The following is a 24,750-nucleotide window of genomic DNA, read 5'->3' on the forward strand; positions in this document are numbered from 1 at the left end:
ACCTCATCAAGAGCCCGGATATAAGCACGCAATCACACTAATAATGCTAAAAGTGGCTTGTACAATTGGAGGAGTCCATATAAGGTGGTTTATCCGCCGATAGGTTGCAATGAAGTTCCGGCAAAAAAACCATGTACATCAAAACCCGTTTCAACACTCGCTCCCGGCAGATACACAGCGTTAACTCTCATTGAAGTTTTGTATTCTTTCTTTAATTTTAGTGCTAGAAATTCCTTGGGTATAAGGGATATAAACAACCTGAATATTTTGTGGTGCTAAAGCTGCTTCCAACGCTTGCCAGCGGGGCGTGTGTTGCCATTCATCACCGCAGATCACAAGGTTTACACTTTGTTGTGCGATCCAGTGTGCTGCTCGCTCAGTATCGGCCATTGGTGCACCGACTAAAACCGCTTTATCTACGCATGCTAATGCCTTAATAATACTTAAGCGCTCGTCTTGATCCATTATTGGCGGTCGTCCCTTACTTTTTAACGCAAAAGCATCCGGTGCGACCCCAACAACTAAGTAGTCTCCGTGTGATTTCGCTAACGACAAATACCTTAAGTGACCAGGGTGAAGCAGATCAAAAAAACCAAGCGCTAAAACACGGCACGGCTGATGTGATTCCTCCTGCTTTAGTACGAACTGCATAAGATTTTTTAAAAGGCCGTCATGAGGTTTGAATTGTAATAGCACTTTAAGCATGGCATGCATTTTTTTGAAGTTGCCTTTTTTCCACTCAGTGTAGAGGTGAGAGTAGGCATAACAGTAATATAAGTAGGAATCTTGCATAATATTCGGGGCGCAGACGATGGTATCAAAATTTGCGTCAGGTATTTTCCAATCCAGCCCATATAATGCTTGTAAGATTTGTTCTGGATACTGGGGATAACAAATCTCTCCGGCAGGTGAGCTGATGCTCACAACTTGAATAGCAGAGAAACGCGTCACTCTATTCCAAGTAAAAGGTACGTCTTGCATCCATAAACCTGATATGGTGTCTCCAGTGCTTTGCTCTGTGGCATAACCGCAAAGGTCAAGCACTAAGCCAGATTGGTGGCGAAAACATCGAGGGTTTATAAGTCCATAGGATTGCGCTTCTTCCTGCCAGCCAAGATGCTGTAAATGTTCGATTGCGCTTTCCATGTGAGACCAGTCGATACCAATATCAACATCTTTATCATTTTCTAAGAGTTGACCTTCACGCTCTAACCCGAGCAAAGTACCAGCCGTAGGAAAAGCATAAAATCCGGCCTTTTTTAAGGATGACAAGGTTTGTAGTAATAGGTGTAAAGCGTGTTCAGGAGTTAGTTTAGTTGAGCTCGCGCTTTCATGTATTGGTACTTCGGATGATTGAACTGCTGCAATGTTTGTCAGTGCGTCATGCTGCAAGCGCCATCCTAGCGCTTGATAGAAGGTTTGAGCGGCGAGTGGTAGTTGTCTGTTTTGTTGATAACTGCGAGCGAGAATATAATAGCTATCTGGTACATCTGGGTGTTTATGTAGCAGTGCTTCAAGTTGTTCAATCCATTCACTCCCGGCTTGTCTACGCTGTGCCAATTGTGCGAGATATAAAATGACCTGCTGGGTGGGCTGCTGTTGATATAGTTGCTGAAATGCTTGCTCTGCTGCTTGATCTTGGCCCGAAGTAAAATACTCGATGGCCTGTGTCATCTTTCTATTAAGTTGTGACTGTTTAATTGCTGTGTCTTTCTGCATCGAGTAAATACCTTGTTGTGCTGCTTTTAGTTTTTGTAGCCACAGAGTCCATATTTTGATGACCCACTTTAATGGGTTTGATGTGTTTAATGTGAAGTCGCTAGCGGTTTTATACTTCTGCACGCTCGGGCATTTTGCCAACCGGCGGAAGCTCCACTATGATTACTTTAAATCAGGAAATCGGAGAGCGAAAGTGCTACCAGTTTTAATTATTGTTTCTTCTCTGACAGTACTCGCCCCTGATGAATTGTTTAAGACATTACAGGTTATTCAAGATTTAAACATCTCTAACCCAACACAAGCAACTCGAGTATATGAAGCAGCGTTACCCAAACTTCCAGAACAGCCCTCTAAAGGTATCTATGAGTTACATCGCGCCGGTTTAGAAGCTGCAATTAAAACAAACGATACGGTCAGAATTCGTGAAATAGTAGCGCTATTTTCCGACAATACTGAGTGGCTTGCGTATTTGCAGTCCGAAAAGGGGCAAATTGCAAATTACCTCGCGATTTATTATCGCCGGATCGGTAAGCCTGCGCTTGCGCAAAAAAACTATGAATGTGCTCTTAAGTACTCAACTCACGAGCAAAGGCCACTTATCGTTAATAATCTTGCTGTTTTATATCGAACAACAGGGCAGTTAGAAGAAGCAATCAATATTTTAGCGCCGACATTGTCTGAGGTGAAGGATGAACAACTGGAAGCGGCACTTAACAATAATTTAGCTAATGTTTATTTTGATATGAGTAAATATCAGCATGCTGCGAGACTATATAGGCAAGCTTTCCTCTATCATCAAAAAGCAGAGCAAGCTTACGAAGCAAGCTATACGGGGTTAAATTTATTAAATGTTTATTTGCTTGCTAATCAGTGGAAAAACTTTAGGCGCTATATGAATACAGTGAAAACTCAGCTAAGTGCGGTAGAGGATAAAGAATTATCCATTGTGTTTACTTGGCAGGAGCTGATTTTTCAAAAAAGTAGAAATGGCATACAGCCAAAAGGAGATCAAGTTGAGTTTCTTATTTCGACTTTACCCATATTGCTCCAAAGTGATTACGGCAGTAATATGGAGAAATATGTTTATACATTGCAACTCCCAGAATTGATAGCGTCATATAATACGTTACTGTCTGAGCAGCAAAAAGTGGCCGCCAATGTACCGCCGGATACTTCGCTACCGGAAGCTGCACTATCTTGGTGTGAACACTAATCCATCACAAAAAACTATTACCACAGCACTACTCTTTATACTTTGAATAGTAGATGTAGTCAGGTGTGGCTGATAAATAATGAGTACCTTTGACTCAACCATCACAGAGTAATACCAATTTACTTAATTAAGTGGTCTATTTTGAGGCAAAAAAATCTTGTCGATAGCCCGGCAAAAATTTTGCTATTTAGTTGTTCTAAATGATAAATTTTTAACACAGCTAGCGTCAGATTTAATTCCTCAAATTGAACAAGTATTAAGTTAAATTGGTATAACATCAAAGGTCAACAGCGAGTTTAGAGTTAGAAAGTCCATGCTAGGTGTAGCTGGGGAACAGATTCATTGGTATCTGTACCAAGTTTGTTACGCCAATATTGCCATTCAACACCTAACATTAATTGATTGTCAGGCATGCCCATTGCGTAGCCGAGATCCCATTGTAGAATTGGCTGCGCGAGCAACCAGCCTTTTACGTCATTACCCAACTCGTTTTCTCGCTCGTCAATATATTCTACGTGACCTGTGAGATAGAACTTTTGCTCGCCAATTGTAAAGGGGTAACCCCAAGCGAGATCTATCATCCAGCTATCACTTTCTTTAGGTGCACCGCCATGACTAATACCTTGGCTGTCGTCTTGATAAAGTGTGAATGTAGAAGAGAAAAAATTGAACCCGTCAAAATTCCAATTTACTTTGACACCAGGTAAGTATTTCATCACCTTAGCGTCTCCGGCTGCATTGAAACCCATGGTTAAGCTAACGTCAGCTATGGCGTCGAAAGAAGACTTAAAGCCTGCAATCTTTGACATCGACAAGCTCGAATACCACTCTCCATAAAAGTCACCGTCTTGGTAACCATCACTAAGGTCATCTTTGCTGTAATCGATAAAGAAGAAATTATCGCCGTAGCGATATCCAGACGCATGTTGTAATGAGTAAACCGTTGCCGTTGCTTCGTTTCTGGTAAACGGGTTTTTGAAATCACCGCGGTTTATATGTAGTTGCGTTGTACTCCAATCAGCAGCATAACCAAATGTGCTAAAAGCGAGTGAGGAGGAAATGATGAGCGTGTTGATTTTCATTTATTAATTCGGATAGCGTTAAAAATGAAAGTATAACAAAAGCGCCCAAAGTTGGGCGCGTAAACCGAATAAATTATGCTTTATTTCTTCTTAGACAGATAACGGTAATGGCGGTGAAAGCCAAAATGAAACAGTAATAAGAAGAGCTAGATACATCCCAAGGGCTGATTTTAAACGTGGCCCCGAGTAGCAGCGCTTGTGCACCATAGGGTAAAGAGCCTTGCATAACACAAGCGAAAATATCTAATAAGCTTGCTGAACGTTTAGCTGAGATCTTTCCATCGTCAGCCAGTTTTTTAGCGACAGGGCCTGCAACTATGATACTTACCGTGTTATTTGCGATACACAAGTTACTTGTTAGCACGAGTGCAGCAATGCCGAGTTGATCTGCAACTTGACGGTGCCATTTTGCGATAATGCTGGTAATTTTTTGGATCTGTTTGGCTAAAAAATCTAGGCCGCCATTGATACGAATAAACTCAGATAAACCACCAATGAACATCGACAGCAAGAAAATCTCCTGCATATCACTAAAGCCTTTATAGATATCGTTTAAGAACGCAGCGCCTTGATAGTCACCGGCAAAACCCATACAGCCAGCAAAAACGATACCACTAAAGAGCACAACAAAAACATTGATACCAATCACCGCCAAGACCAAAATAAATGCGTATGGTAAAACTAATAACCAATCAAACGGCTTGGTTTCTACAACCTGCGGCTCTGGGGTTAAAAACACCAAGAGTAAAACAGTCAGCAGTGCAGCTGGTAGGGCTATTTTTAGATTCTCTCTAAATTTATCTTTCATTTCACAGCCTTGCGTTCGCGTTGCTGCAATTGTGGTATCAGAAATAATGGATAAGTTATCGCCAAACATTGCGCCCGAAACGATGGTGCCAGCCATCAGTGCCGGATCAATTCCGGTTTTCATCGCGACGGCTACAGCAATAGGTCCAATTGCACCAATTGTGCCCATGGAGGTTCCCATTGCGGTAGAGACGACAGCAGAAATAAGGAACAAGCCGGGTAATAAAAATGCCGGAGGAATAAGTGATAAACCGGCGTTAACCACAGCGTCAACACCGCCAGTGGCACTTGCAACCGCAGAAAAAGCACCTGCTAATAAATAGATGAGGCACATGGTGATAATATTGCTGTGTCCAGCGCCTTGAATAAAAGTTTCGACACTGCGGTTGATGGTATCTTTATTAAGTAAAAAAGCGAGAACGATGGCTGGTAGAATCGCGACAGGAGCTTTTAATTGATAAAACGCATAGTCAACGCCTTGCGATTGCAAATACAATCCTGCGCCAAGAAAAATCCCTACAAAGGTCAACAGCGGCAATAATGATAGTTTCGCCTTTGTTTGATTGTAATTTGGTTGCATAGCACTCCCCAACAATAAAGCACAGCCAATAACCAGCTGCAAAACCGCACAACACACCTAATACCAATTGTATTAATTCTCCAACCAATTTGAAGGGGGAACTAGCATATTAGCGTCGTTAAAAATTTCTCATTTAGAACAAATGAATAGCAAAATTTTTGCCTAGCTACTAAAGCTATTTCTCCGCTTCAAAATAGCCCATTTACTTAATGCAATTGGCATAAGATGAAAATCTCTCAACTTCAATAGGTGAGTGAGCGAGCGCGGCAGTTTATATGTTTAGACGTCTAAAGTCTAATGTTTTATTATTTTCAACTTAACTGACTATGACACACAGATACGGTAAACTCTACTCCCGCAAAAACACACTTCTATTATCCGGTTAGCCATCGTTGCTGCCTTTTGGATAATCAACATCGCAAATAAAAAAGGGTAACGTATGACAAGAATAGGTATTTACGGTGCGAATGGCAGAATGGGGTTAGCATTGATTGAAGCCTGTTATTTGTCGCAACAAGTAGAGCTGGCCAACGCCTTTGTACGAGATAATTCACAATATCTTGATAAAGCAGTTAATCAATTGCAGCCTCAAGCAGACGCAAATATCTGTTTTAGCTCCGAGCAAAGTAAGCTTGAAAATGTTGACGTATTAATAGACTTCACTTTGCCAGAGGGCATGAAGCAGCATTTATCAGCTGCAATTGCTGCTAAAAAACCGATGGTGATCGGTACTACTGGACTGACAGCAAGTGAAATGGCGCTGTTGGTCGAAGCCGCAAAAGATATCCCAATTGTGTTTTCTCGCAACTATAGCGTTGGCATTAACCTGCTACTGAACCTAGTACAAACAGCCGCACAAAAGCTGGCTGACGACATGGATATTGAAATCTTCGAAGCGCACCATCGCAACAAAATCGACGCGCCTTCAGGAACTGCGCTCGCTATCGGAGAGGCGATTGCAGAAGCAAAAGGCTGGCAACATGATGAGGTTGCGGTTTACGACCGAAGTCAGAGCCATGAAGCGAAATCTCAACAAGAAATCGGTTATTCGGTCCTTAGAGCGGGAGATATAGTAGGTGAACATACGGCTTACTTCTCGACAATGGGGGAAAGGCTCGAATTAACACATAAAGCAGCGTCGAGATTGACCTTTGCATCAGGTGCTGTAAGGGCTGCACAGTGGTTAAAAGATAAACCAGCAGGCCTTTATGATATGCAAGATGTGCTAGATTTAAAGAAGTAAGTATAACATTTTGAGGCTTTAAAGCAAAAAAAGAGTTTAATGGCTTATTTTTATAATTTTTGTGATTTTTATTAGACGAAAAGGCATTCATGCTGTAGACTATAACGAATTTGCCAAAATTTTAATAACTGCGTGTTACCAAGCGCTTTGTAGACGGGATGTTGAGCGTTTTGCTTTCGCCCGTTTTTTACTATTAGGAGGTTAACTTGACTAAATCCGCTCTGTTAGTCCTTGAAGACGGCACGGTGTTTCGCGGTACTGCTATCGGTGCTGACGGTATGTCAGTCGGTGAGGTGGTATTCAATACGTCAATGACGGGGTATCAAGAGATCTTAACGGATCCTTCATACGCGGAACAAATCGTTACGCTTACTTACCCACATATCGGCAACACCGGTACTAACAGCGAAGATGAGGAAGCGGACAAGATCTGGGCAAAAGGCCTAGTGATCCGTGACTTACCACTGCTTGCGAGTAATTTCCGTAACGAACAATCATTGAGTGATTACTTGAAAGAACGCAATATCTTAGGGATCGCAGATATTGATACTCGTAAACTAACTCGCATTTTACGTGATAAAGGCGCTCAAAACGGCTGTATCATCGCAGGCGACGAAGTAGACGAGCAAAAAGCGCTAGAAGCGGCGCAAGCATTCCCTGGCTTGAAAGGGATGGATTTAGCAAAAGTAGTAACAACAGAATCTCAGTTTGAATGGCGTGAATCAAGCTGGACTCTAGGCGAGGGCTTTAAAACGCTTTCTGCTGAAGAAGAAAAATTCCATGTTGTTGCGTACGATTTTGGTGTGAAAAAGAACATTCTTAGAATGTTAGTTGATAGAGGCTGTAAGTTAACCGTTGTTCCAGCAGAAACCTCCGCTGCTGACGTACTTGCATTAAACCCTGATGGTATCTTCCTATCAAATGGCCCTGGCGACCCTGAGCCATGTACTTATGCCATTGAAGCAATCAAAGCATTTTTAGAAACAGATACACCTATTTTTGGTATTTGTTTAGGCCATCAGTTATTAGCACTCGCTTCTGGTGCGAAAACAGTAAAAATGAAGTTTGGTCACCATGGTGGTAACCACCCGGTTAAAGACTTAGATCGTGATGTCGTGATGATCACTGCACAAAACCACGGTTTCGCTGCTGACGAAGCAACGCTTCCTGATACGCTACGTGCAACGCACAAGTCACTGTTCGATGGCACACTGCAAGGTATTCACCGTACTGATAAGCCAGCGTTTAGCTTCCAAGGTCACCCTGAAGCAAGTCCTGGTCCACATGATGCGGCACCGCTATTCGACCATTTCATTGAATTAATGCAATCTCGCAACGCTTAATTAGACCGGAGTAATAATGCCAAAACGTACCGACATAAAAAGCATTCTGATTTTGGGCGCAGGCCCAATCGTTATCGGCCAAGCATGTGAATTCGATTACTCTGGTGCTCAGGCCTGTAAAGCGCTTAGAGAAGAAGGCTATAGAGTTATTCTTGTAAACTCTAACCCTGCGACTATCATGACTGACCCTGAAATGGCGGATGCAACTTACATCGAGCCTATTCACTGGGAAGTGGTAGAAAAGATCATCGAAAAAGAAAAGCCTGATGCGGTGCTGCCGACTATGGGTGGCCAAACAGCTCTTAACTGTGCGCTAGACCTAGATAAGCACGGTGTGCTTGCTAAACATGGCGTTGAGCTAATTGGTGCGACTGCAGATGCAATCGATAAAGCGGAAAACCGTGAGCGTTTTGACGCGGCGATGAAAAATATCGGCTTAGAATGTCCTCGTGCTGAAATTGCACACTCAATGGATGAAGCGCACGATATCTTAACTCGAATCGGGTTCCCATGTATTATTCGTCCTTCATTCACGATGGGCGGCACCGGTGGTGGTGTTGCGTATAACATGGAAGAGTTTGACGAGATCTGTACTCGTGGTCTTGACCTGTCACCAACAAATGAGCTGCTTATCGATGAAAGCCTATTAGGCTGGAAAGAATATGAGATGGAAGTGGTTCGTGACAAAAACGACAACTGTATCATCGTATGTTCAATCGAAAACTTCGATCCAATGGGCGTACACACTGGTGACTCAATCACAGTTGCACCAGCACAAACGCTAACTGATAAAGAATATCAAATCATGCGTAACGCCTCGATGGCGGTACTTCGTGAAATTGGTGTTGAAACGGGTGGTTCAAACGTTCAGTTTGGTGTAAATCCTGTTGATGGCCGTATGGTTATCATCGAGATGAACCCGCGTGTATCGCGCTCTTCTGCGCTTGCGTCAAAAGCAACGGGATTCCCGATCGCTAAAATCGCAGCCAAGCTTGCCGTAGGTTATACGCTTGATGAGCTTCAAAATGACATCACAGGTGGTGCAACTCCAGCATCATTTGAGCCGTCAATCGACTACGTAGTGACTAAGATCCCTCGTTTTAACTTCGAAAAATTCGCAGGTTCAAACGACCGTCTAACTACGCAAATGAAGTCGGTTGGTGAGGTAATGGCAATTGGTCGTAACCAACAAGAATCATTACAAAAAGCACTACGAGGCCTAGAAGTGGGTGCAACGGGTCTGAACCCAATCGTTGCACTAGACGCGCCAAACGCAAAAGAAACGATCATCCGTGAATTACGCGAGCCAGGTGCTGAGCGTATTTGGTACATTGCTGATGCGATGCGTCACGGTATGTCTGTTGAAGAGGTATTTGAACTCACTAAAGTTGACCCTTGGTACCTAGTGCAAATCGAAGACATCTTAAAAGATGAAGCGACAATCGCTGAAGTGGGCATGGCAGGTCTAAACAAAGACTTCCTGCGCCGCTTGAAGCGTAAAGGTTTCTCAGATGCTCGCATTGCCGAAATCGCAGGCGTATCAGAAAAAGAAATTCGCAAGAAGCGTCACCAGCTTGAAATTCTGCCTGTTTACAAGCGCGTAGACACATGTGCTGCAGAATTTAGCTCAGACACTGCTTACATGTACTCAACGTATGATGAAGAATGTGAAGCGAATCCTTCTGACAAAGACAAAATCATGGTTATCGGTGGCGGTCCTAACCGTATCGGTCAAGGTATCGAATTCGATTACTGCTGTGTACACGCAGCCCTTGCTATGCGTGAAGATGGCTATGAAACTATCATGGTTAACTGTAACCCAGAGACGGTTTCAACAGACTACGATACGTCTGATCGCTTATTCTTCGAGCCAATTACACTGGAAGACGTGCTAGAAATTGTCCGTGTTGAAAAGCCAAAAGGCGTGATCGTTCAGTATGGTGGTCAAACTCCACTTAAACTGGCACGAGATCTTGAAGCGAATGGTGTGCCAGTGATTGGTACTTCTCCTGATGCTATCGACCGCGCAGAAGACCGTGAGCGCTTCCAACAGCTTGTAGAGCGTCTAAACCTACTACAACCAGAAAATGCAACGGTAACCTCACTAGAAGAAGCGGTTGCTAAATCACAAGAAATTGGCTTCCCATTGGTTGTTCGTCCATCATACGTACTTGGTGGTCGTGCAATGGAAATCGTGTACGATGAAGACGACTTACGTCGCTACATGACAGAAGCGGTGTCTGTTTCTAATGAAGCACCAGTACTACTTGACCGTTTCTTAGATGATGCAATTGAAGTAGACGTAGATGCTATCTGTGACGGTGAGAACGTTATCATTGGCGGTATTATGGAGCACATCGAGCAAGCAGGTGTTCACTCGGGTGACTCGGCCTGTTCATTGCCTGCACACACGCTGCCGCAAGATATTCAAGACGTGATGCGTAAGCAAGTCCGTGATATGGCGTTGGAACTAGGTGTTGTTGGCCTGATGAATACCCAGTTTGCGGTGAAAGACGGCCAAGTTTACTTGATTGAAGTTAACCCGCGTGCTGCTCGTACAGTACCATTTGTTTCAAAAGCAACAGGCGTTGCACTTGCAAAGGTTGCTGCACGTTGTATGGTTGGCCAGTCTCTTGAAAGTCAAGGTGTAACGAAGGAAGTTATCCCTCCATATTACAGTGTGAAAGAAGTGGTATTGCCATTCGCTAAGTTCCCAGGTGTTGACCCAATGCGTGGTCCAGAGATGCGCTCGACGGGTGAAGTGATGGGTGTTGGTGAAAACTTCGCCGAAGCATTCGCAAAAGCCCAATTAGGTGCATCAAACACTTTACCACGTGGCGGCCGCGCGCTACTATCTGTGCGCAATGGTGATAAGGCACGCGTAGTTGAACTAGCTAAGACAATGAAAGCAATTGGTTTTGAGTTAGATGCAACGAATGGTACGGCGAAAGCGCTTGAAGAAGCGGGTATTGAAGTACGTCGCGTAAACAAAGTATTCGAAGGCCGTCCTCATATTCTTGACCGTATCAAGAATGGTGAGTACAGCTATATCGTTAATACTACCGAAGGTCGCCAAGCTATTGAGGACTCGAAGGTGTTACGTCGTGGTGCACTTCAGCATAAGACTAACTACACCACTACGCTAAATGCAGCGTTTGCAAACTGTACAGCGAATGAAGCTGACGACAGAAGTTCTGTAAACTCTGTTCAAGAACTACACCAGCGTTTGAACTAAAAAGAACAAGGCCAGAGCGTCAGCTCTGGCAATGAGTGAGATACTTATGCAATCAATTCCGATGACAGTACGAGGCGAAGAATTGCTTCGTGATGAACTGAATCATTTAAAAAAAGTTGTTCGCCCGAAAATCGTTGCAGATATTGCAGAAGCGCGTGAACACGGTGATTTGAAAGAAAATGCTGAATACCATGCTGCACGTGAGCAGCAAGGTTTTTGTGAAGGCCGAATTCAAGAAATTGAAGCTAAACTGTCAACAGCGCAAATCATCGACGTGACTAAAATGCAGAACAACGGCAAGGTTATTTTTGGTAGTACTGTGACTATTGTGAATGTAGATACAGACAAAGAAGTAACTTATCGTATCGTTGGTGACGACGAGGCCGATCTTAAGAACAACTTGATTTCTGTTAATTCACCGATTGCGCGTGGATTAATCGGTAAAGAACTAGATGATACAGTGAATATTCAAACACCAAATGGTGCTGTTGAATATGAAATCATCGAAGTTGAATACAAGTAATCCTTTCTTTTAAAGCCCGCATCCGCGGGCTTTTTACTATAACAATCATTTCTACTTTTGCTGCTGTAATGCCGTGTAATTGCCATTTCTCTATATTCTTATAGCTTTGTGTGATGCCTGTATATTTTTTGGTACAACAATTTTAGGAGAAAAGGATGTCATTTGAAGTCGATCAATTCAAAACAGAGGGGTTTGAATTGTTTATATCGAGTTGGAAATCTAAGTTGGCAGGCGCTGGCGCGCGGGACCTCTCCCTGAATCAACATTGTTTTTGGCGTACCATGCGTAGTCGCTGTGCGATTGACCTTAGTAAGCAGAGTGAGCTTTTGCAAGGGGTGAGCTTAGCGAGATATGATACCTATCTTATTCTTACTGCTTTGTTGTATACCAACAGCCTATACGCAAGCTCTGATTTAATCATTGGCTATAACCTGCCAGGCCACTTTTTCACCAGTGAAAGCTCAGAAGCTCGACACAGTTTTTCTCGTGAGTTACTTGATTCGCTTAAGCTCACTCAGCCCTTGTTCTTGGTTGATGAATATTTTGAAAATTTTGAGTTCAATACGATTGCTTATGACAAGCTCAATGAGGCAAATCCCGTTTGGCATGATATAAGCAGCGAATTAGGCACTTTACCCAGTTTAGTAAATACCACCCGCTCAGAGCACCAGCTGTCCTTGAACCTATTACACTTTGTACCGAAGCTTTTCTCTGGTAAGCAGCTTGCCGAGCAACTAAATTATTTAACCTGAACTTCGAATAATTAATGCCTTTCTAGCAGCTAGTTTTAGCGCTAACTGCGTTGAATTCACTGCCAATAGCCAGCTATTGGTGCGTAAATTCGCCTGGTTATCCCTAAAACTCTCTGGCTAGATAAGGGGATAATTTAATGTGCTATTAAAAACAATGAGTTGGCTCATTCCTTATCCAAACCTCAGGTTATTTAGCTGAGATAGCGTAGGGGTTATACACATCTGACATAGTTTGAAACGAATTTGATTTAGACTTTTAGTGCGAGCTTGTTACACTCGGATTGTTCCCAAAACCAATCAGGCACCGGTTCATAAATGATATGTTAGTATGAGCCGGTATCTTTATCAGGAGAATAACCATGAGTTTATTAAAAAGCGCATTGTTTAAGACGTTGAAAAATAAGTCTACTCAGCAAGTCGCTTCAGTGGTATTGGATAAGGCTATGAAGCAGGGAAAAGAATACCTAGATTCAAGAAACACCAGCAGTGGTAACGATACAGATGAGTTGCTGTTAGGGCTACAGCATTTATTAGCACAAAAGCCAAATGACGGTGTTTATTCAATCACGCTATCCACTTATAGAGTGAGAGTAAAAATCACTTCTGGCGCCATTTCCCATATTGATAAGATCTAATCTATTCCATTCACTATAAATTTTTATTCCTTCTTTTCGTCAATTGGTTGGACTTTTAATCATAAAGATCAACCAATTAGGTGAATTTATAACCAACGACCTTCCCCCTTGGATACCCGCTTTTAAGATTATGGTGGCTTTTCCGTCGAGCCACTATTCCATAAAGTTATATAAAATATATTGTATACATTGTAATTTTAGTGTTAAAAACCTATAACCCAATCGGGTTTGGATACACAACAGGAAAGGTAAATGATGAAAATTACAAAACTCACTTTGGCGTTATCTGCGCTTACAGCGATAAATTCAGCCAACGCACATCAAGAATCACAGCGACTCTTTAAGCCGCTCGATGCATCGGTTCAAGTGGAAACGAACATTTCCCATGGCCATGAGCACAAAAATTTGCATGATAGAGCACCCGTTGCACATACACCAACTCGGAGCATGCCGCTGTTATCTGCTAAACACACGCCATTATTGCAAGCGATGGCAGTAAGCCAAAGTGAAGCGATTGCTGCATGTGATTTAAATAGCTTAGCAAGTGCGAGCAGTAGCCAAATTGTTACTGAAATAAAGCAACAGGGTACGAGCTGTATCAATGCTTTGTTCTCCGCTGACAGCAGCATCCAAACACAAGTATTCACTTCAGATAAAATGTACGCTGCGGCGCAAAATGCCAAATCGCTTTCGCAAAGCTATTCAGGCAACGGCAGTGCCGACCTCGAAGCGCTTTATTTATTTATTCGCGCTGGCTTTTATGTTGAGTTTTACAATGACCAGGTGACTTTTGCTACTTGGGTTAAGCCTGCGGTGAAAGATGCGTTGGATGCTTTTGTTAGTAATAGCCATTTCTACGACGACAATGATGCTCATGGTAAAGTACTCGGTGAGGCTATTACTACAATGGACTCATCGGAACTACAGGGGCACTATCTGCCAGTTGTAAAAGCATGGCTATCTAAATGGAATGAAAGTTACGCTCAAAAGTGGAATATGCGCAGTGCGGTAAACGGCATTTTCACTATCTTATATCGAGGTCAGTGGAATGATAACTTTGTCGCTTTGGTTAAAAACGATCAACAATTGGTGAGTTTACTAGGGAGCTTCACCGCACAAACTTGGATGGTAAATTCAGACTCTGAATATCTAATCATCAATGCTGCGAGCGAATTGGCTCGACTTAAATTATACAATGGTGCAGCTATTCAAGAGTCAGTCGACACGCAATTAACCGCTTTATTCTCGCGTTATAACAGTTATGGTTTTGGCGATGGTGTCTGGTTAGCTGCGGCTGATGTCGCGACCTATTATGCTGATTGTGGCCAGTTTGGTATTTGTAATTTTGATAAAGAACTTGAGAGCAAAGTACTTTCTCAACAACATAGTTGTAGCGATACAATAAAGATTAGAGCACAAGCACTCACCGCTCAGCAATTGACTTCAGCGTGTCAAACCATGGAAGCGGAAGAAGGGCGATTCCACACTATGCTGGAAACAGGCCGCTTACCGGTTGCCGATGATAACAATGAATTTCTGCAAGTGAATATCTTTAATAGCAGTGCAGACTATAAAAAATATGCCAAAGCCATTTTTAAAATCAGCACCGACAACGGTGGTATGTATTTAGAGGGTAATCCTAGCGATGTGAATAACGTTGCTAATTTTGTTGCATACGAGGCCAGTTATGCAAAGCCGGATCATTACATCTGGAACTTAGAGCATGAATACGTACATTATCTTGATGGGCGTTTTGATCTTTATGGTGACTTTAATGCTCCGACTAAGCCTATCGTTTGGTGGAGTGAAGGGGTGGCTGAGTACATTGCAAACCTCAATGATAATCAAGCCGCAATAGATACAATCAAAGATGGCTCAGTATATACGCTAGCCGAAATATTCAGTACGACGTATGACGGTTTTGACCAAGATAGAATTTACCGTTGGGGCTATTTAGGGGTGAGATTCCTGTATGAAAAACACTTTGATGAAGTGCTCGCAATGCGACAGGAAACGCGACAAGCAAATTGGAATGCGTACCAAGCCCGTATGGACCACCTCGCATCACAGTATCAATCAGAGTTTGTTCAATGGTGCAACGAGCTTGCTGCTGGTGGTCAGAATAACGCACCTACTTCAGAGGTTAATGGGCCATACTCCGGTGATGTTAATCAAGCGATACTATTTTCAAGCCAAGGTAGTGTCGACCCTGATGGTGATGTACTCACTTATCTGTGGCGTTTTGGTGATGGTAGCCAAAGTAATGAAGCCAACCCCACGCACAGTTATGTGCAAGCAGGCGAGTATCAAATTAGCTTAACGGTGAGCGATCCTAGCGGTTTGAATCACACTAGTAATACAGTGGCTACTGTAAGCGCAACGACTTCAAACAAACTACAGTCTGGCGTACCTGTCACGGTTGCGGGCGAGCAAGATGAACAAGTTGCATTTTCAATCGATGTCGCTGCTGGCACTGATAAATTAGTCATCAGCACGTCTGGAGGTACAGGTGATGCCGATCTTTATGTTAAGTTAGGCTCGGCGCCAACGTTCAGCGAATATGATTGCAGACCATACCAATCCGGTAACGAAGAGGTATGTGAAATCACTACACCTACCGCTGGCACCTATTACATTATGCTGCATGGTTATAATCGCTTTGAAAATGTGCAGTTGTTAGGAGAAATCGTAACAAATTCAACAATAGAGGACGTATGTCAGTCGCAGGGTAGTGTCTCTAATGGTAGATTAGCAGCGGATGAAACAATTTGCCTTGGAAGCCAAGAGCCTATGTGGTTTAGCCTTGAGAATGTAAGTGGTCAACAATCGGTGGTGATCAAAACAGCTCATGGTAGTGGTGATCTTGGGCTTGAATACAGCAATGCAGGATGGCCAAATGGCACTAATGTGGATGCAAGCTCGTTCAATCAAGGTAACCAAGAGTGCATTGAGATAAGTGCGCAATCTGAATATTGGGGATACTTGAAAGTGTCAGGCGCACCAACGGGGGCAGCGCTGAAAGTGTCTTATAACAAAGATGGTTGTCAGTAATTGCCTAATACTAAGGCAGACATAATGAAAGTAATAAAACGGGTGATAGAGATCACAGTTATTACTTGTTCATAATTTGTTTTTGTTATATTTTTGTAAAATAAGGGGCCTTTGGTCCCTTTACTCATTTAAAAACATGTGAAAGGAATTAACCGATATGCCGAGAAGGAGCTAGGCTGTAGTTTTAGACTGTATTAAAAGTTTAGGTTAGACACGAGGCACTCAGTGTTAAAAAAGTACTTTATTGCCATTTCCACTTGGTTAATGGTGGCCTTTTCAGTGACAGCCGCTGAAACCCAAATTCTCTACGTATATCATCACAAGCCGCCCTATATTATTGATCTAGAATCGCAAAAAGGTCTTTATTTTGATTTAGCAAAACTGATTAATGCCGTGCAAAAAGAGCTGCAGGTAGAAGTACGTTTTGTACCACGTAAACGCTTAGATAAGCAGCTTGAACAGCAAACACTCAAAGGATTTATTTTAGGGGTAAACCCAGCTTGGTTTGATGACCGCAAAAAACAAAAGTATTTGTGGAGCGGCCCGTTAATGTATGACACGGACGAATTCGTCTCGCATGTAGAGCAACCGTTTGAATATTATCACCCAAGCTCATTGTACGGTAATCAAGTTGGCGCCATTGCTGGGTACTACTATCGCCACTTGGATCAAGGAGTGGAGCAAGCCAATATCCAGCGAGTGAACGTAAATTCCGAAGAAGCACTATTGGAGATGATCCTCAAAAGGCGGGTGAGTATTGCCATTGTCAGTCGCTCTACGACAGAATATCTTATTGCTAAAAATGGTTGGAAGCGAGTGTTTCACTTTTCTCAAAATCCCCATGAAACCTATTTTAGAGCAATATTGGCGCCTAAAGATTCAGCATCGGATTTTGAGGCGCTACAACAGGTGTTAGATTCCAAGCCTTTCAAAAAGCAACTGGTGAAATTGCTTAAAAGCTACCATCTTGCTTATTGAAGTAAGGGGGAAAGGAGCGTAGTTATTCTGATTCCAGGTTAGATACATCGCTCCGGTGCTTTAGTGATTATCAGCAATTATTACCAACTACCCGTGTTTTCCATTGACTGCCAAGGCTCGGCTGGAGGCAATGCATCACCTTGTTGGAGTAATTCGATAGAAATGCCATCTGGAGATTTAACAAATGCCATGTGACCACAGCGCGGTGGTCGGTTGATCACCACACCGGCATCTTGCAGCTTTTGGCAAAGTGCATAAATGTTTTCTACGGCAAAGGCCAAGTGGCCAAAATTACGACCACCAGTGTATTCTTCCGGATCCCAGTTATAGGTAAGTTCGATAGTAGGAGAAAAGCTTTGCTGCGCCTGCTCAACTTGATCAGGGGCGGCGAGATAAATTAAACTAAAACGGCCTTGTTCACTGTCATAACGTTTCACTTCAACGAGACCCAAGAGGTCGCAATAAAACTTCATGGATTCATCAAGATCACGTACTCGTACCATAGTATGTAAGTATTTCATTATGTATTCCGGTTAGACTCTAGTCAGCAAATTTTAAAGTGTTACACATCAGATTGAAAGGTCAACAGACCTCGGGCACCTAGATGAGCGGATAAAAAAGTAATTGATTTCTGGTAATTTTTAGCACTGCTAGTTAAGCTTTTGTGAGATTGAGAATTAACGATTCAAAAGGGCGCTCAATGATGGCAGAACTTCCTGAAGTAATAGATAGCATGACCGATATCGTTTCGTGTTTAAACACCAGCGAATCTTTGGAGCACTTCTTGTTGAATGTGCACTGTATTGTGCAAAAAATTACTTACGCGGACAATTTCTATGTGGTTTTGCAAAGACAAGATGGCGAGTTTGAATTTCCCTATTTCCATGACGTCAAAGACAGTATTTCGCTCGAGGAATTAAATAGCCTAACTAGCACAGAAATAGACAAAACGCTTACTAGTTATGCGCTGCGCTCTGACAGTGTAAAGAACTATTCTGAGCACGCTTTGATGGCACTGACCGAAAAAGGGGTTATTGAAATGTTAGGCAGTTTCCCCAAGCAATGGCTGTGCTTTCCGCTAATCAATCGCGACAAGCATTTAGGCGCGTTTGTGATCCAATCCTACCGTCGTAGCGATGAATATTCAGAAGCCATGGTGGATTTGTTGTATACCGTCAGCCATGTTATTGCGTCTGCGATGGATGCATTTGCAAACCAGCAAGCACTCATTGAAGCGAATACAGCGCTTAGAACCCATGAGCTTGAATTGGAAGCAATGGTAGAAAAGCGCACCCATGAACTTAGTGTGAGTTTAGAAGAATTAAGAACAGAGGTCGAAAAGCGCAAATCACTTCAAGAAAAGCTAGAGTTTGACGCCTACCACGATAATCTTACGCAACTGGCGAACCGAAAATACCTTTTTAACGAGCTGAATAAAATGTCTGCTCGCTCGATGCGACAGCCAGTAAATGTGTATTTAGGGTATCTCGATTTAGACAACTTCAAGCCGATTAATGATAATCACGGCCATCATAGTGGTGACGAGGTTTTGGTACATGTAGCAAGACGTCTACAAGAAGCGTTACGAGAGTATGATTTTGTGTGTCGCATTGGTGGAGATGAGTTTGTCTTTGTGATTAATGAAAAAATTGCCAGAGACTTGCTTGAAAGCTTAGCAAATCGCCTGTTGAGTGTGATAAATGAAGATATCTTGCTTACCAATGGTGAGTTGGTCAATGTCGGGTGTAGCATCGGCATGGCGGTTTCTGAGGGCGTAGAATTCAGTGCGGAATCGTTATTAAAAGTAGCGGATCAAGCGCTTTATGAGTCGAAAGGAAAGGGCAAAAATCAGGTCTCATTTAGCTTCAAATAACACTGAATATAAGATTAATATTTTGTTATTTATCATGTTTTTATAAAATTTCATGATATTGCTCGTTGCCCTTTGCTTTAAGCAGATGATTGATTTAGGATCAGGCTTTATAGTCAGAAAAACATGGACATTATGATCATCAGGCTGATCCTTATTGCACTGTTTTGTTTTGCTATGACGGCAAAAGCAGTAGAAGTTCAAAATTTATATGAAGCCTCGCTGAGTGTTAGCGACAAATCTCGCGCAACGCGAGCGCAAGCGAGCCAACAGGCATTATTAAAAGTGTTGCAAAAGCTCACAGGTAAAGCCGATGATTTTTCTCACCCTTCTATCCAAGCGAGCCTTAAGCGCATCTCAGATTACATGCTGAGATATGAATATTATGATCGACAAGGCGTAACCAAAATAAAGGTGGAGTTTGAGCCTGGTAAGGTCGAAGATCTAGTCAGAGAAGCTGGTCTACCGCTTTGGGGTAACCGCCGTCCTATGGTCGCGATTTGGATGGTGATTGAAGATAATTTCCGCCGAGAGTTTGTTACGCAAGAAAGCTACCCTCAACTCGAACGCCTGATTTATGACACCGCAGACGAATGGGGAGTGCCAGTGGTTGTTCCTTTGATGGATCTTGAAGATCGCAGTAATGTGAGTATCGCAGAGGTGTGGGGAAACTTTTCTAACGAAGTTGAGGAAGCGTCATTGCGTTATGAGGCGGAGCGCGTTATCACCGCACGTTTGTTTCAGCCTCCCCATACAAATTCTTGGCAGCTAGACTGGCGCTACACTGATGCCGAATATTTTGAGCCTGAGCAATATGTCGGTGACAAGCAACAAGTTATTATTGATATGGTGAACCAGCTATCTAGCACCTTAGCTCAGAAATATGTTATCGATCCTAATCTCACTCTAGAAGCCCATCGAACTGAAATTGTGGTTGAGCAATTACAGTCATTTACGGATGTAGAAATGGCGAAGCGTCGTTTGCTATCTATGAGTACCGTGGTGGATGTTGATGTGATCTACCGTGCGAAAACAGCTGTGAAATTTGCGATTGAACATACCTCAAGCGTATCAGACTTGCGTAAAACCATTGCATTGGAGCAAAGCTTTAAGGCGTACGAAGACCCGAGAGCCTATTATCAAATCGCAGACGACAACAACCTTAAATACAATTGGGTGGGTAAATAGGATGGAATCGCCACGTCAAATGGCGTTGCCAGTGACGCTGCCTGATGACGAAACCTTTGCCTCGTATTTTGGCGGCGAAGCTTCATTGGAAGTAAGCCACTTAAAAAATGGTCTTGCCCGTCGTTTAACCGGTTTTCAGTACACTTATCTGTGTGGGTTGGCAGACTCTGGCAAGTCGCACTTGCTTTATGCCACGTGCATTGAAGCGCAAGAGCTTGGACTCTCGACTATTTTATTGTCGATGCGAGAAGTGTTGGATTTTGGTCCGTTAGTGTTAGATGGGCTCGATGCATTGGATGTAGTTTGTATAGACGATGTGCATTTGGTTGCAGGAGATGAAGCGTGGGAAAAAGCCTTATTTAACTTTTTCAATCGCTTTAATGAAAAAGGCAAATGCCTTGTGGTTACTGCCGATCTGTTGCCCAACATGCTGAATTTGTCACTGCCAGACTTAGAATCGCGTCTAACCTGGGGAACGACCTTTCAGATCCGCTCGATGAGTGATGATGATAAAGCCGAAGCCTTAGTAAAAAGAGCACACATGCGTGGCCTTGAGCTCTCCGATGAATGTGCGCGATTTTTGCTCACGAGATTGAGTCGTGATATGCGCGCGTTACTTGATGTATTGGATAAACTCGATCACGCATCCATGGCTGCGCAAAGAAAGTTAACAATTCCTTTTATAAAAGCCACTTTAAAGCTGTAACAGGGCTAGAATATCGCCTTGCAATTCAGTTATCATAAGAGATTAAATAACAGCAAATTACCTCAGCAAAGATCAGGTAGACAATGAATTTAGAAAATATTTTAGCGCAAGCGCTTGAAGCCGTTGAGCAGGCAAGCGAAATTGCGCACCTTGAGGAAGTTAGAGTTAACTACCTTGGTAAAAAGGGTGAGATCACAGGTCTTCTTAAAACGCTAGGCAAACTAGCACCAGAAGAGCGTAAAGATGCAGGTCAAGTGATTAACCAAGCTAAGACCCAAGTACAAGATGCGATTACGGTAAAACGTGAAGCATTAGCCAATGCAGCACTTGAGCAGAAGCTAGCAGCTGAGACGATTGATGTGACGTTGCCGGGTCGTACAATGCCAGCTGGTGGCCTTCACCCAGTTACTCGCACCATTGAGCGTATTGAGCAGTTTTTTGGTGAGCTAGGATTTGCTGTTAAATCTGGCCCTGAGGTTGAAGATGACTTTCATAACTTTGACGCGCTAAATATTCCAGAGCACCACCCAGCGCGTGCCGATCATGATACTTTCTATTTCAATCCTAAATTGGTACTACGTACACAAACCAGTGGCGTTCAGATCCGTACTATGGAAGCTGAGCAGCCGCCTTTACGAATTATCTCGCCAGGTCGTGTATACCGTAACGATTACGATCAAACACATACGCCAATGTTCCACCAAGTTGAAGGCTTGATGGTCGACACTAACGTGAGCTTTACAGAACTTAAAGGGATTTTGCACGATTTCCTACGCAACTTCTTTGAAGAAGATATGGAAATTCGCTTCCGTCCTTCATACTTCCCGTTTACAGAACCTTCAGCTGAGGTGGACGTAAAAGGTAAAAATGGTAAATGGCTTGAAGTACTAGGCTGCGGCATGGTGCACCCGAACGTACTGCGCTCGGTAGGCATTGACCCTGAAAAATACACTGGTTTCGCCTTTGGTATGGGGGTTGAGCGTTTGACGATGTTACGTTATGGCGTAACTGACTTAAGAGCTTTCTTCGAAAACGACTTAAAATTCCTAAACCAATTCAGATAAGAGCGACAAAAGTATGAAATTCAGTGAAAAGTGGTTACGCGAGTGGGTCAATCCAGCAATTGATACTGATGCGCTATCTGAGCAATTATCAATGGCGGGTTTAGAAGTTGATGGTGTAGACCCTGTTGCCGGTGACTTCCAAGGTGTGGTGATCGGTGAAGTGGTTGAGTGTGGTCAACACCCAGACGCTGACAAACTTAGAGTAACAAAAGTAAACGTAGGCGAAGACGAACTACTAGATATTGTTTGTGGTGCCGCTAACTGCCGTGCCGGTTTAAAAGTGGCGGTTGCTAAAGTGGGCGCAACGCTTCCAGGCGATTTCAAAATTAAGAAAGCTAAACTTCGCGGTCAGCCGTCTCACGGTATGCTGTGTGCGTTTGAAGAGCTTGGTATGGCGGAAAGTTCAGACGGTATTTTAGAACTCCCTATGGATGCGCCAATCGGTCAAGATATTCGTGAATACTTCGGCTTGAACGATGTAACGATTGATGTCGATTTAACGGCTAACCGTAGCGACTGTTTGGGGATCAAAGGTCTGGCTCGTGAAGTTGGAGTACTAAACAGTATCGACGTAACAGAAGTTGCTATCACGCCAGTTACACCAACGATTGATGATAAAATCTCTATTGAACTGGTAAACAGCGAAGCATGTCCGCGCTACTTAGGTCGTGTGATCAAGGGCGTTAATGTTAAAGCAGAGACCCCGTTTTGGATGGTAGAGAAACTGCGCCGCTGCGGTGTACGCTCGATTGATCCCGTTGTTGATGTTACGAACTACGTGTTGCTTGAGCTAGGTCACCCGATGCACGCGTTCGATTTAAGCCAAATCGAAGGTGGAATTAAAGTACGTAATGCCTTTGAGAAAGAAGAGCTAGTATTGTTAGACGGCAACACGGCGAAGCTTAATCCATCAACACTACTGATTGCTGATGATAATAAAGCACTTGCGATGGCAGGTATTTTCGGTGGTGAACAGTCAGGTGTTAGTGACGAGACAAAAGACATCTTGTTAGAAAGCGCGTTCTTTGCACCGCTTGCGATTGCAGGCCAGGCTCGCAGCTACGGTTTGCATACCGATGCATCGCACCGTTATGAGCGTGGTGTAGACCCGGTATTGCAGCGCGATGCGATGGAAAGAGCAACAGGCTTGCTACTTGAAATCGTTGGCGGTGAAGCAGGACCGATTGTTGAAGCCGTGTCAGAAACTGATTTACCAAAAGAGCGTCAAGTCACTTTACGCCGTGAGCGTTTAGACCGCGTGATCGGTTATCATATCGAAGATGCTAAAGTGTCAGACATCTTAACGCGTCTGGGCTTAGCGGTAACATTTGCAGGTGGCCAGTGGCAAGCTCAAGTACCAAGCTATCGCTTCGATATTAGTATCGAAGAAGACTTAATTGAAGAAGTTGCGCGTGTATTTGGCTACAACAATATTCCAAATGTGGCACCAACCGCTGCGTTAAAGATGACAGATCATCAAGAAGCACGTTTGCCTGTAGCGCGTTTTAGAGATGAGTTAGTAAGCCGTGGTTATCAAGAAGCCATCACATATAGCTTCGTTGATCCAAAAGCACAACAGCAGCTACACCCAGAAGCAGATGCATTAATTCTTCCGCATCCAATTTCGGTTGAAATGTCAGCAATGCGTGTAAGCCTGATGACAGGCTTGATCAATGCGGTTTCTTATAACCAAAACCGCCAACAGTCACGTATTCGCTTATTCGAAACGGGCCTTAAGTTTATCAAAGACGACAACGCAGAAAACGGCGTGCGTCAAACTGCTGTGATCGGTGGTATCGCGTATGGTAACACGCATAACGAACATTGGTCAGTGCCTTCACGTAAAGTTGATTTCTTTGATGTGAAAGGCGATGTAGAAGCATTACTTGCGCTTTGTAACGACAAAGCACGCTTTAGTTTTAAAGCAGAAGCGAGCGATGGTTTGCACCCAGGTCAATCAGCTGCAATTTATGCAGACGGTAAAAAGGTTGGTTTCATCGGTGCAGTTCACCCTCAGCTATTAAAGCCGTTAGAACTTAAAGATACGCCATATGTATTTGAAATCGACATGGCTGCTTTAGAAAATCGCTTGCTTCCAGAAGCAGTTAGTATCTCGAAATTCCCATCAAATAGAAGAGATATTGCTATTTTAGTTGCAGATGACGTAAAAATAGGCGATATTTTAGAGTGCATTGAGAAAGTTGGCGGAAATCAATTAGTTGACCTAAACTTATTCGATGTGTACAAAGGGCAAGGGGTTGAACCTGATCATAAGAGTTTAGCCATTGCTCTAACATTACAAGCGGTTGATAGAACGCTCGAAGAGAAAGACATCAGCGCGGTTGTAGAAAACGTGGTGGCCGAACTGGCCAAACAATTCAATGCATCGTTGAGGGACTAGATATGGCGCTTACTAAAGCCGACATAGCTGAACACCTATTTGAAAAACTGGGGATCAATAAGAAAGATGCCAAAGACTTAGTTGAAGCGTTTTTTGAAGAAATCCGCTCAGCGCTAGAAAACGGCGAGCAAGTGAAGCTCTCCGGGTTTGGTAACTTTGACCTTCGCGACAAGAAGGAACGCCCAGGTAGGAACCCAAAAACTGGGGAAGATATTCCTATCTCTGCGCGACGCGTGGTAACTTTTAGGCCTGGCCAAAAGTTAAAAACCCGTGTTGAGGTCGGCACAAGCAAAAACTTGTAATATAAGAAAGCCTTGGTGGTGATACCAAGGCTTTTTTTATATTGAAATAGTTTTGTCA

At 43.3% G+C, this 24,750-nt stretch carries 19 protein-coding genes; 15 read left to right on the top strand and 4 right to left on the bottom strand.

Annotated elements, in window-relative coordinates:
* Positions 1-180 precede the first annotated feature (180 nt).
* Positions 181-1,719 (bottom strand): adenylyltransferase/cytidyltransferase family protein, encoded by a 1,539-nt coding sequence (locus tag MHN30_RS23060; RefSeq protein ID WP_239361237.1) that lies wholly within the window; start codon positions 1,717-1,719, stop codon positions 181-183.
* Positions 1,720-1,912: 193 nt separating this feature from the next.
* Between MHN30_RS23060 and MHN30_RS23065 the strand changes: the two genes are divergently transcribed.
* The gene (locus tag MHN30_RS23065; RefSeq protein ID WP_239361241.1) at positions 1,913-2,932 is read left to right on the top strand and encodes a tetratricopeptide repeat protein; all 1,020 of its coding nucleotides are present in this window, start codon (positions 1,913-1,915) and stop codon (positions 2,930-2,932) included.
* A 302-nt stretch (positions 2,933-3,234) separates the two neighbouring features.
* On the opposite strand, the gene MHN30_RS23070 is transcribed toward MHN30_RS23065, so the two are convergent.
* Both MHN30_RS23070 and MHN30_RS23075 read right to left on the bottom strand, forming a co-directional pair.
* Entirely contained in the window at positions 3,235-4,014 is a 780-nt protein-coding gene (locus MHN30_RS23070; RefSeq protein WP_239361243.1) for a nucleoside-binding protein, read from the bottom strand.
* Positions 4,015-4,087: 73 nt separating this feature from the next.
* Complete coding sequence (locus MHN30_RS23075; protein ID WP_239361244.1) at positions 4,088-5,401, bottom strand: Na+/H+ antiporter NhaC family protein; 1,314 nt, start codon at positions 5,399-5,401, stop codon at positions 4,088-4,090.
* A gap of 439 nt (positions 5,402-5,840) precedes the next feature.
* Between MHN30_RS23075 and dapB the strand changes: the two genes are divergently transcribed.
* The 8 genes from dapB to MHN30_RS23115 all read left to right on the top strand — a co-directional run bounded on the left by dapB (position 5,841) and on the right by MHN30_RS23115 (position 17,161).
* Positions 5,841-6,644, top strand: coding sequence for a 4-hydroxy-tetrahydrodipicolinate reductase (gene dapB / locus MHN30_RS23080; protein WP_010604027.1), 804 nt, complete (start codon positions 5,841-5,843; stop codon positions 6,642-6,644).
* A gap of 206 nt (positions 6,645-6,850) precedes the next feature.
* Positions 6,851-7,987 (top strand): glutamine-hydrolyzing carbamoyl-phosphate synthase small subunit, encoded by a 1,137-nt coding sequence (gene carA, locus MHN30_RS23085; protein ID WP_010377970.1) that lies wholly within the window; start codon positions 6,851-6,853, stop codon positions 7,985-7,987.
* 16 nt (positions 7,988-8,003) lie between these two features.
* Positions 8,004-11,222, top strand: coding sequence for a carbamoyl-phosphate synthase large subunit (carB, locus tag MHN30_RS23090; protein WP_039495519.1), 3,219 nt, complete (start codon positions 8,004-8,006; stop codon positions 11,220-11,222).
* 46 nt (positions 11,223-11,268) lie between these two features.
* Positions 11,269-11,745: a transcription elongation factor GreA gene (gene greA / locus MHN30_RS23095; RefSeq protein ID WP_010377973.1), complete on the top strand. Its 477-nt coding sequence runs from the start codon at positions 11,269-11,271 to the stop codon at positions 11,743-11,745.
* Positions 11,746-11,900: 155 nt separating this feature from the next.
* Entirely contained in the window at positions 11,901-12,497 is a 597-nt protein-coding gene (locus MHN30_RS23100; protein ID WP_039495520.1) for a hypothetical protein, read from the top strand.
* A gap of 359 nt (positions 12,498-12,856) precedes the next feature.
* Positions 12,857-13,132 (top strand): hypothetical protein, encoded by a 276-nt coding sequence (locus tag MHN30_RS23105; RefSeq protein WP_039495521.1) that lies wholly within the window; start codon positions 12,857-12,859, stop codon positions 13,130-13,132.
* Between the two features lie 252 nt (positions 13,133-13,384).
* A complete protein-coding gene (locus MHN30_RS23110) occupies positions 13,385-16,183 on the top strand; it encodes a collagenase (RefSeq protein WP_239361245.1) in 2,799 nt (932 codons plus the stop codon).
* A gap of 225 nt (positions 16,184-16,408) precedes the next feature.
* Positions 16,409-17,161: a transporter substrate-binding domain-containing protein gene (locus MHN30_RS23115; protein WP_039495523.1), complete on the top strand. Its 753-nt coding sequence runs from the start codon at positions 16,409-16,411 to the stop codon at positions 17,159-17,161.
* An 80-nt stretch (positions 17,162-17,241) separates the two neighbouring features.
* Here the strand turns inward: MHN30_RS23115 and MHN30_RS23120 are convergent, their stop codons facing one another.
* Positions 17,242-17,682 (bottom strand): VOC family protein, encoded by a 441-nt coding sequence (locus MHN30_RS23120; protein WP_010604034.1) that lies wholly within the window; start codon positions 17,680-17,682, stop codon positions 17,242-17,244.
* A 179-nt stretch (positions 17,683-17,861) separates the two neighbouring features.
* On the opposite strand from MHN30_RS23120, the gene MHN30_RS23125 reads away from it, so the two are divergent.
* The 6 genes from MHN30_RS23125 (at position 17,862) to ihfA (ending at position 24,692) form a co-directional block, all read left to right on the top strand.
* Positions 17,862-19,034, top strand: a complete 1,173-nt coding sequence (locus tag MHN30_RS23125; protein WP_206472696.1) for a sensor domain-containing diguanylate cyclase — start codon at positions 17,862-17,864, stop codon at positions 19,032-19,034.
* A 123-nt stretch (positions 19,035-19,157) separates the two neighbouring features.
* On the top strand, positions 19,158-20,219 hold the full coding sequence (locus tag MHN30_RS23130; protein ID WP_017219235.1) for a DUF2066 domain-containing protein: 1,062 nt from the start codon (positions 19,158-19,160) through the stop codon (positions 20,217-20,219).
* Position 20,220: 1 nt separating this feature from the next.
* Positions 20,221-20,925, top strand: coding sequence for a DnaA inactivator Hda (gene hda, locus MHN30_RS23135; protein WP_117332898.1), 705 nt, complete (start codon positions 20,221-20,223; stop codon positions 20,923-20,925).
* An 83-nt stretch (positions 20,926-21,008) separates the two neighbouring features.
* Positions 21,009-21,989 (top strand): phenylalanine--tRNA ligase subunit alpha, encoded by a 981-nt coding sequence (gene pheS / locus MHN30_RS23140; protein ID WP_010604038.1) that lies wholly within the window; start codon positions 21,009-21,011, stop codon positions 21,987-21,989.
* A gap of 13 nt (positions 21,990-22,002) precedes the next feature.
* Entirely contained in the window at positions 22,003-24,390 is a 2,388-nt protein-coding gene (pheT, locus tag MHN30_RS23145) for a phenylalanine--tRNA ligase subunit beta (protein WP_239361246.1), read from the top strand.
* Between the two features lie 2 nt (positions 24,391-24,392).
* Positions 24,393-24,692 (top strand): integration host factor subunit alpha, encoded by a 300-nt coding sequence (gene ihfA, locus MHN30_RS23150; protein WP_010377997.1) that lies wholly within the window; start codon positions 24,393-24,395, stop codon positions 24,690-24,692.
* The last annotated feature ends 58 nt before the right edge of the window (positions 24,693-24,750 follow it).

It is taken from the genome of Pseudoalteromonas sp. OF7H-1, from assembly GCF_022347825.1.
GTDB lineage: Bacteria > Pseudomonadota > Gammaproteobacteria > Enterobacterales > Alteromonadaceae > Pseudoalteromonas > Pseudoalteromonas maricaloris.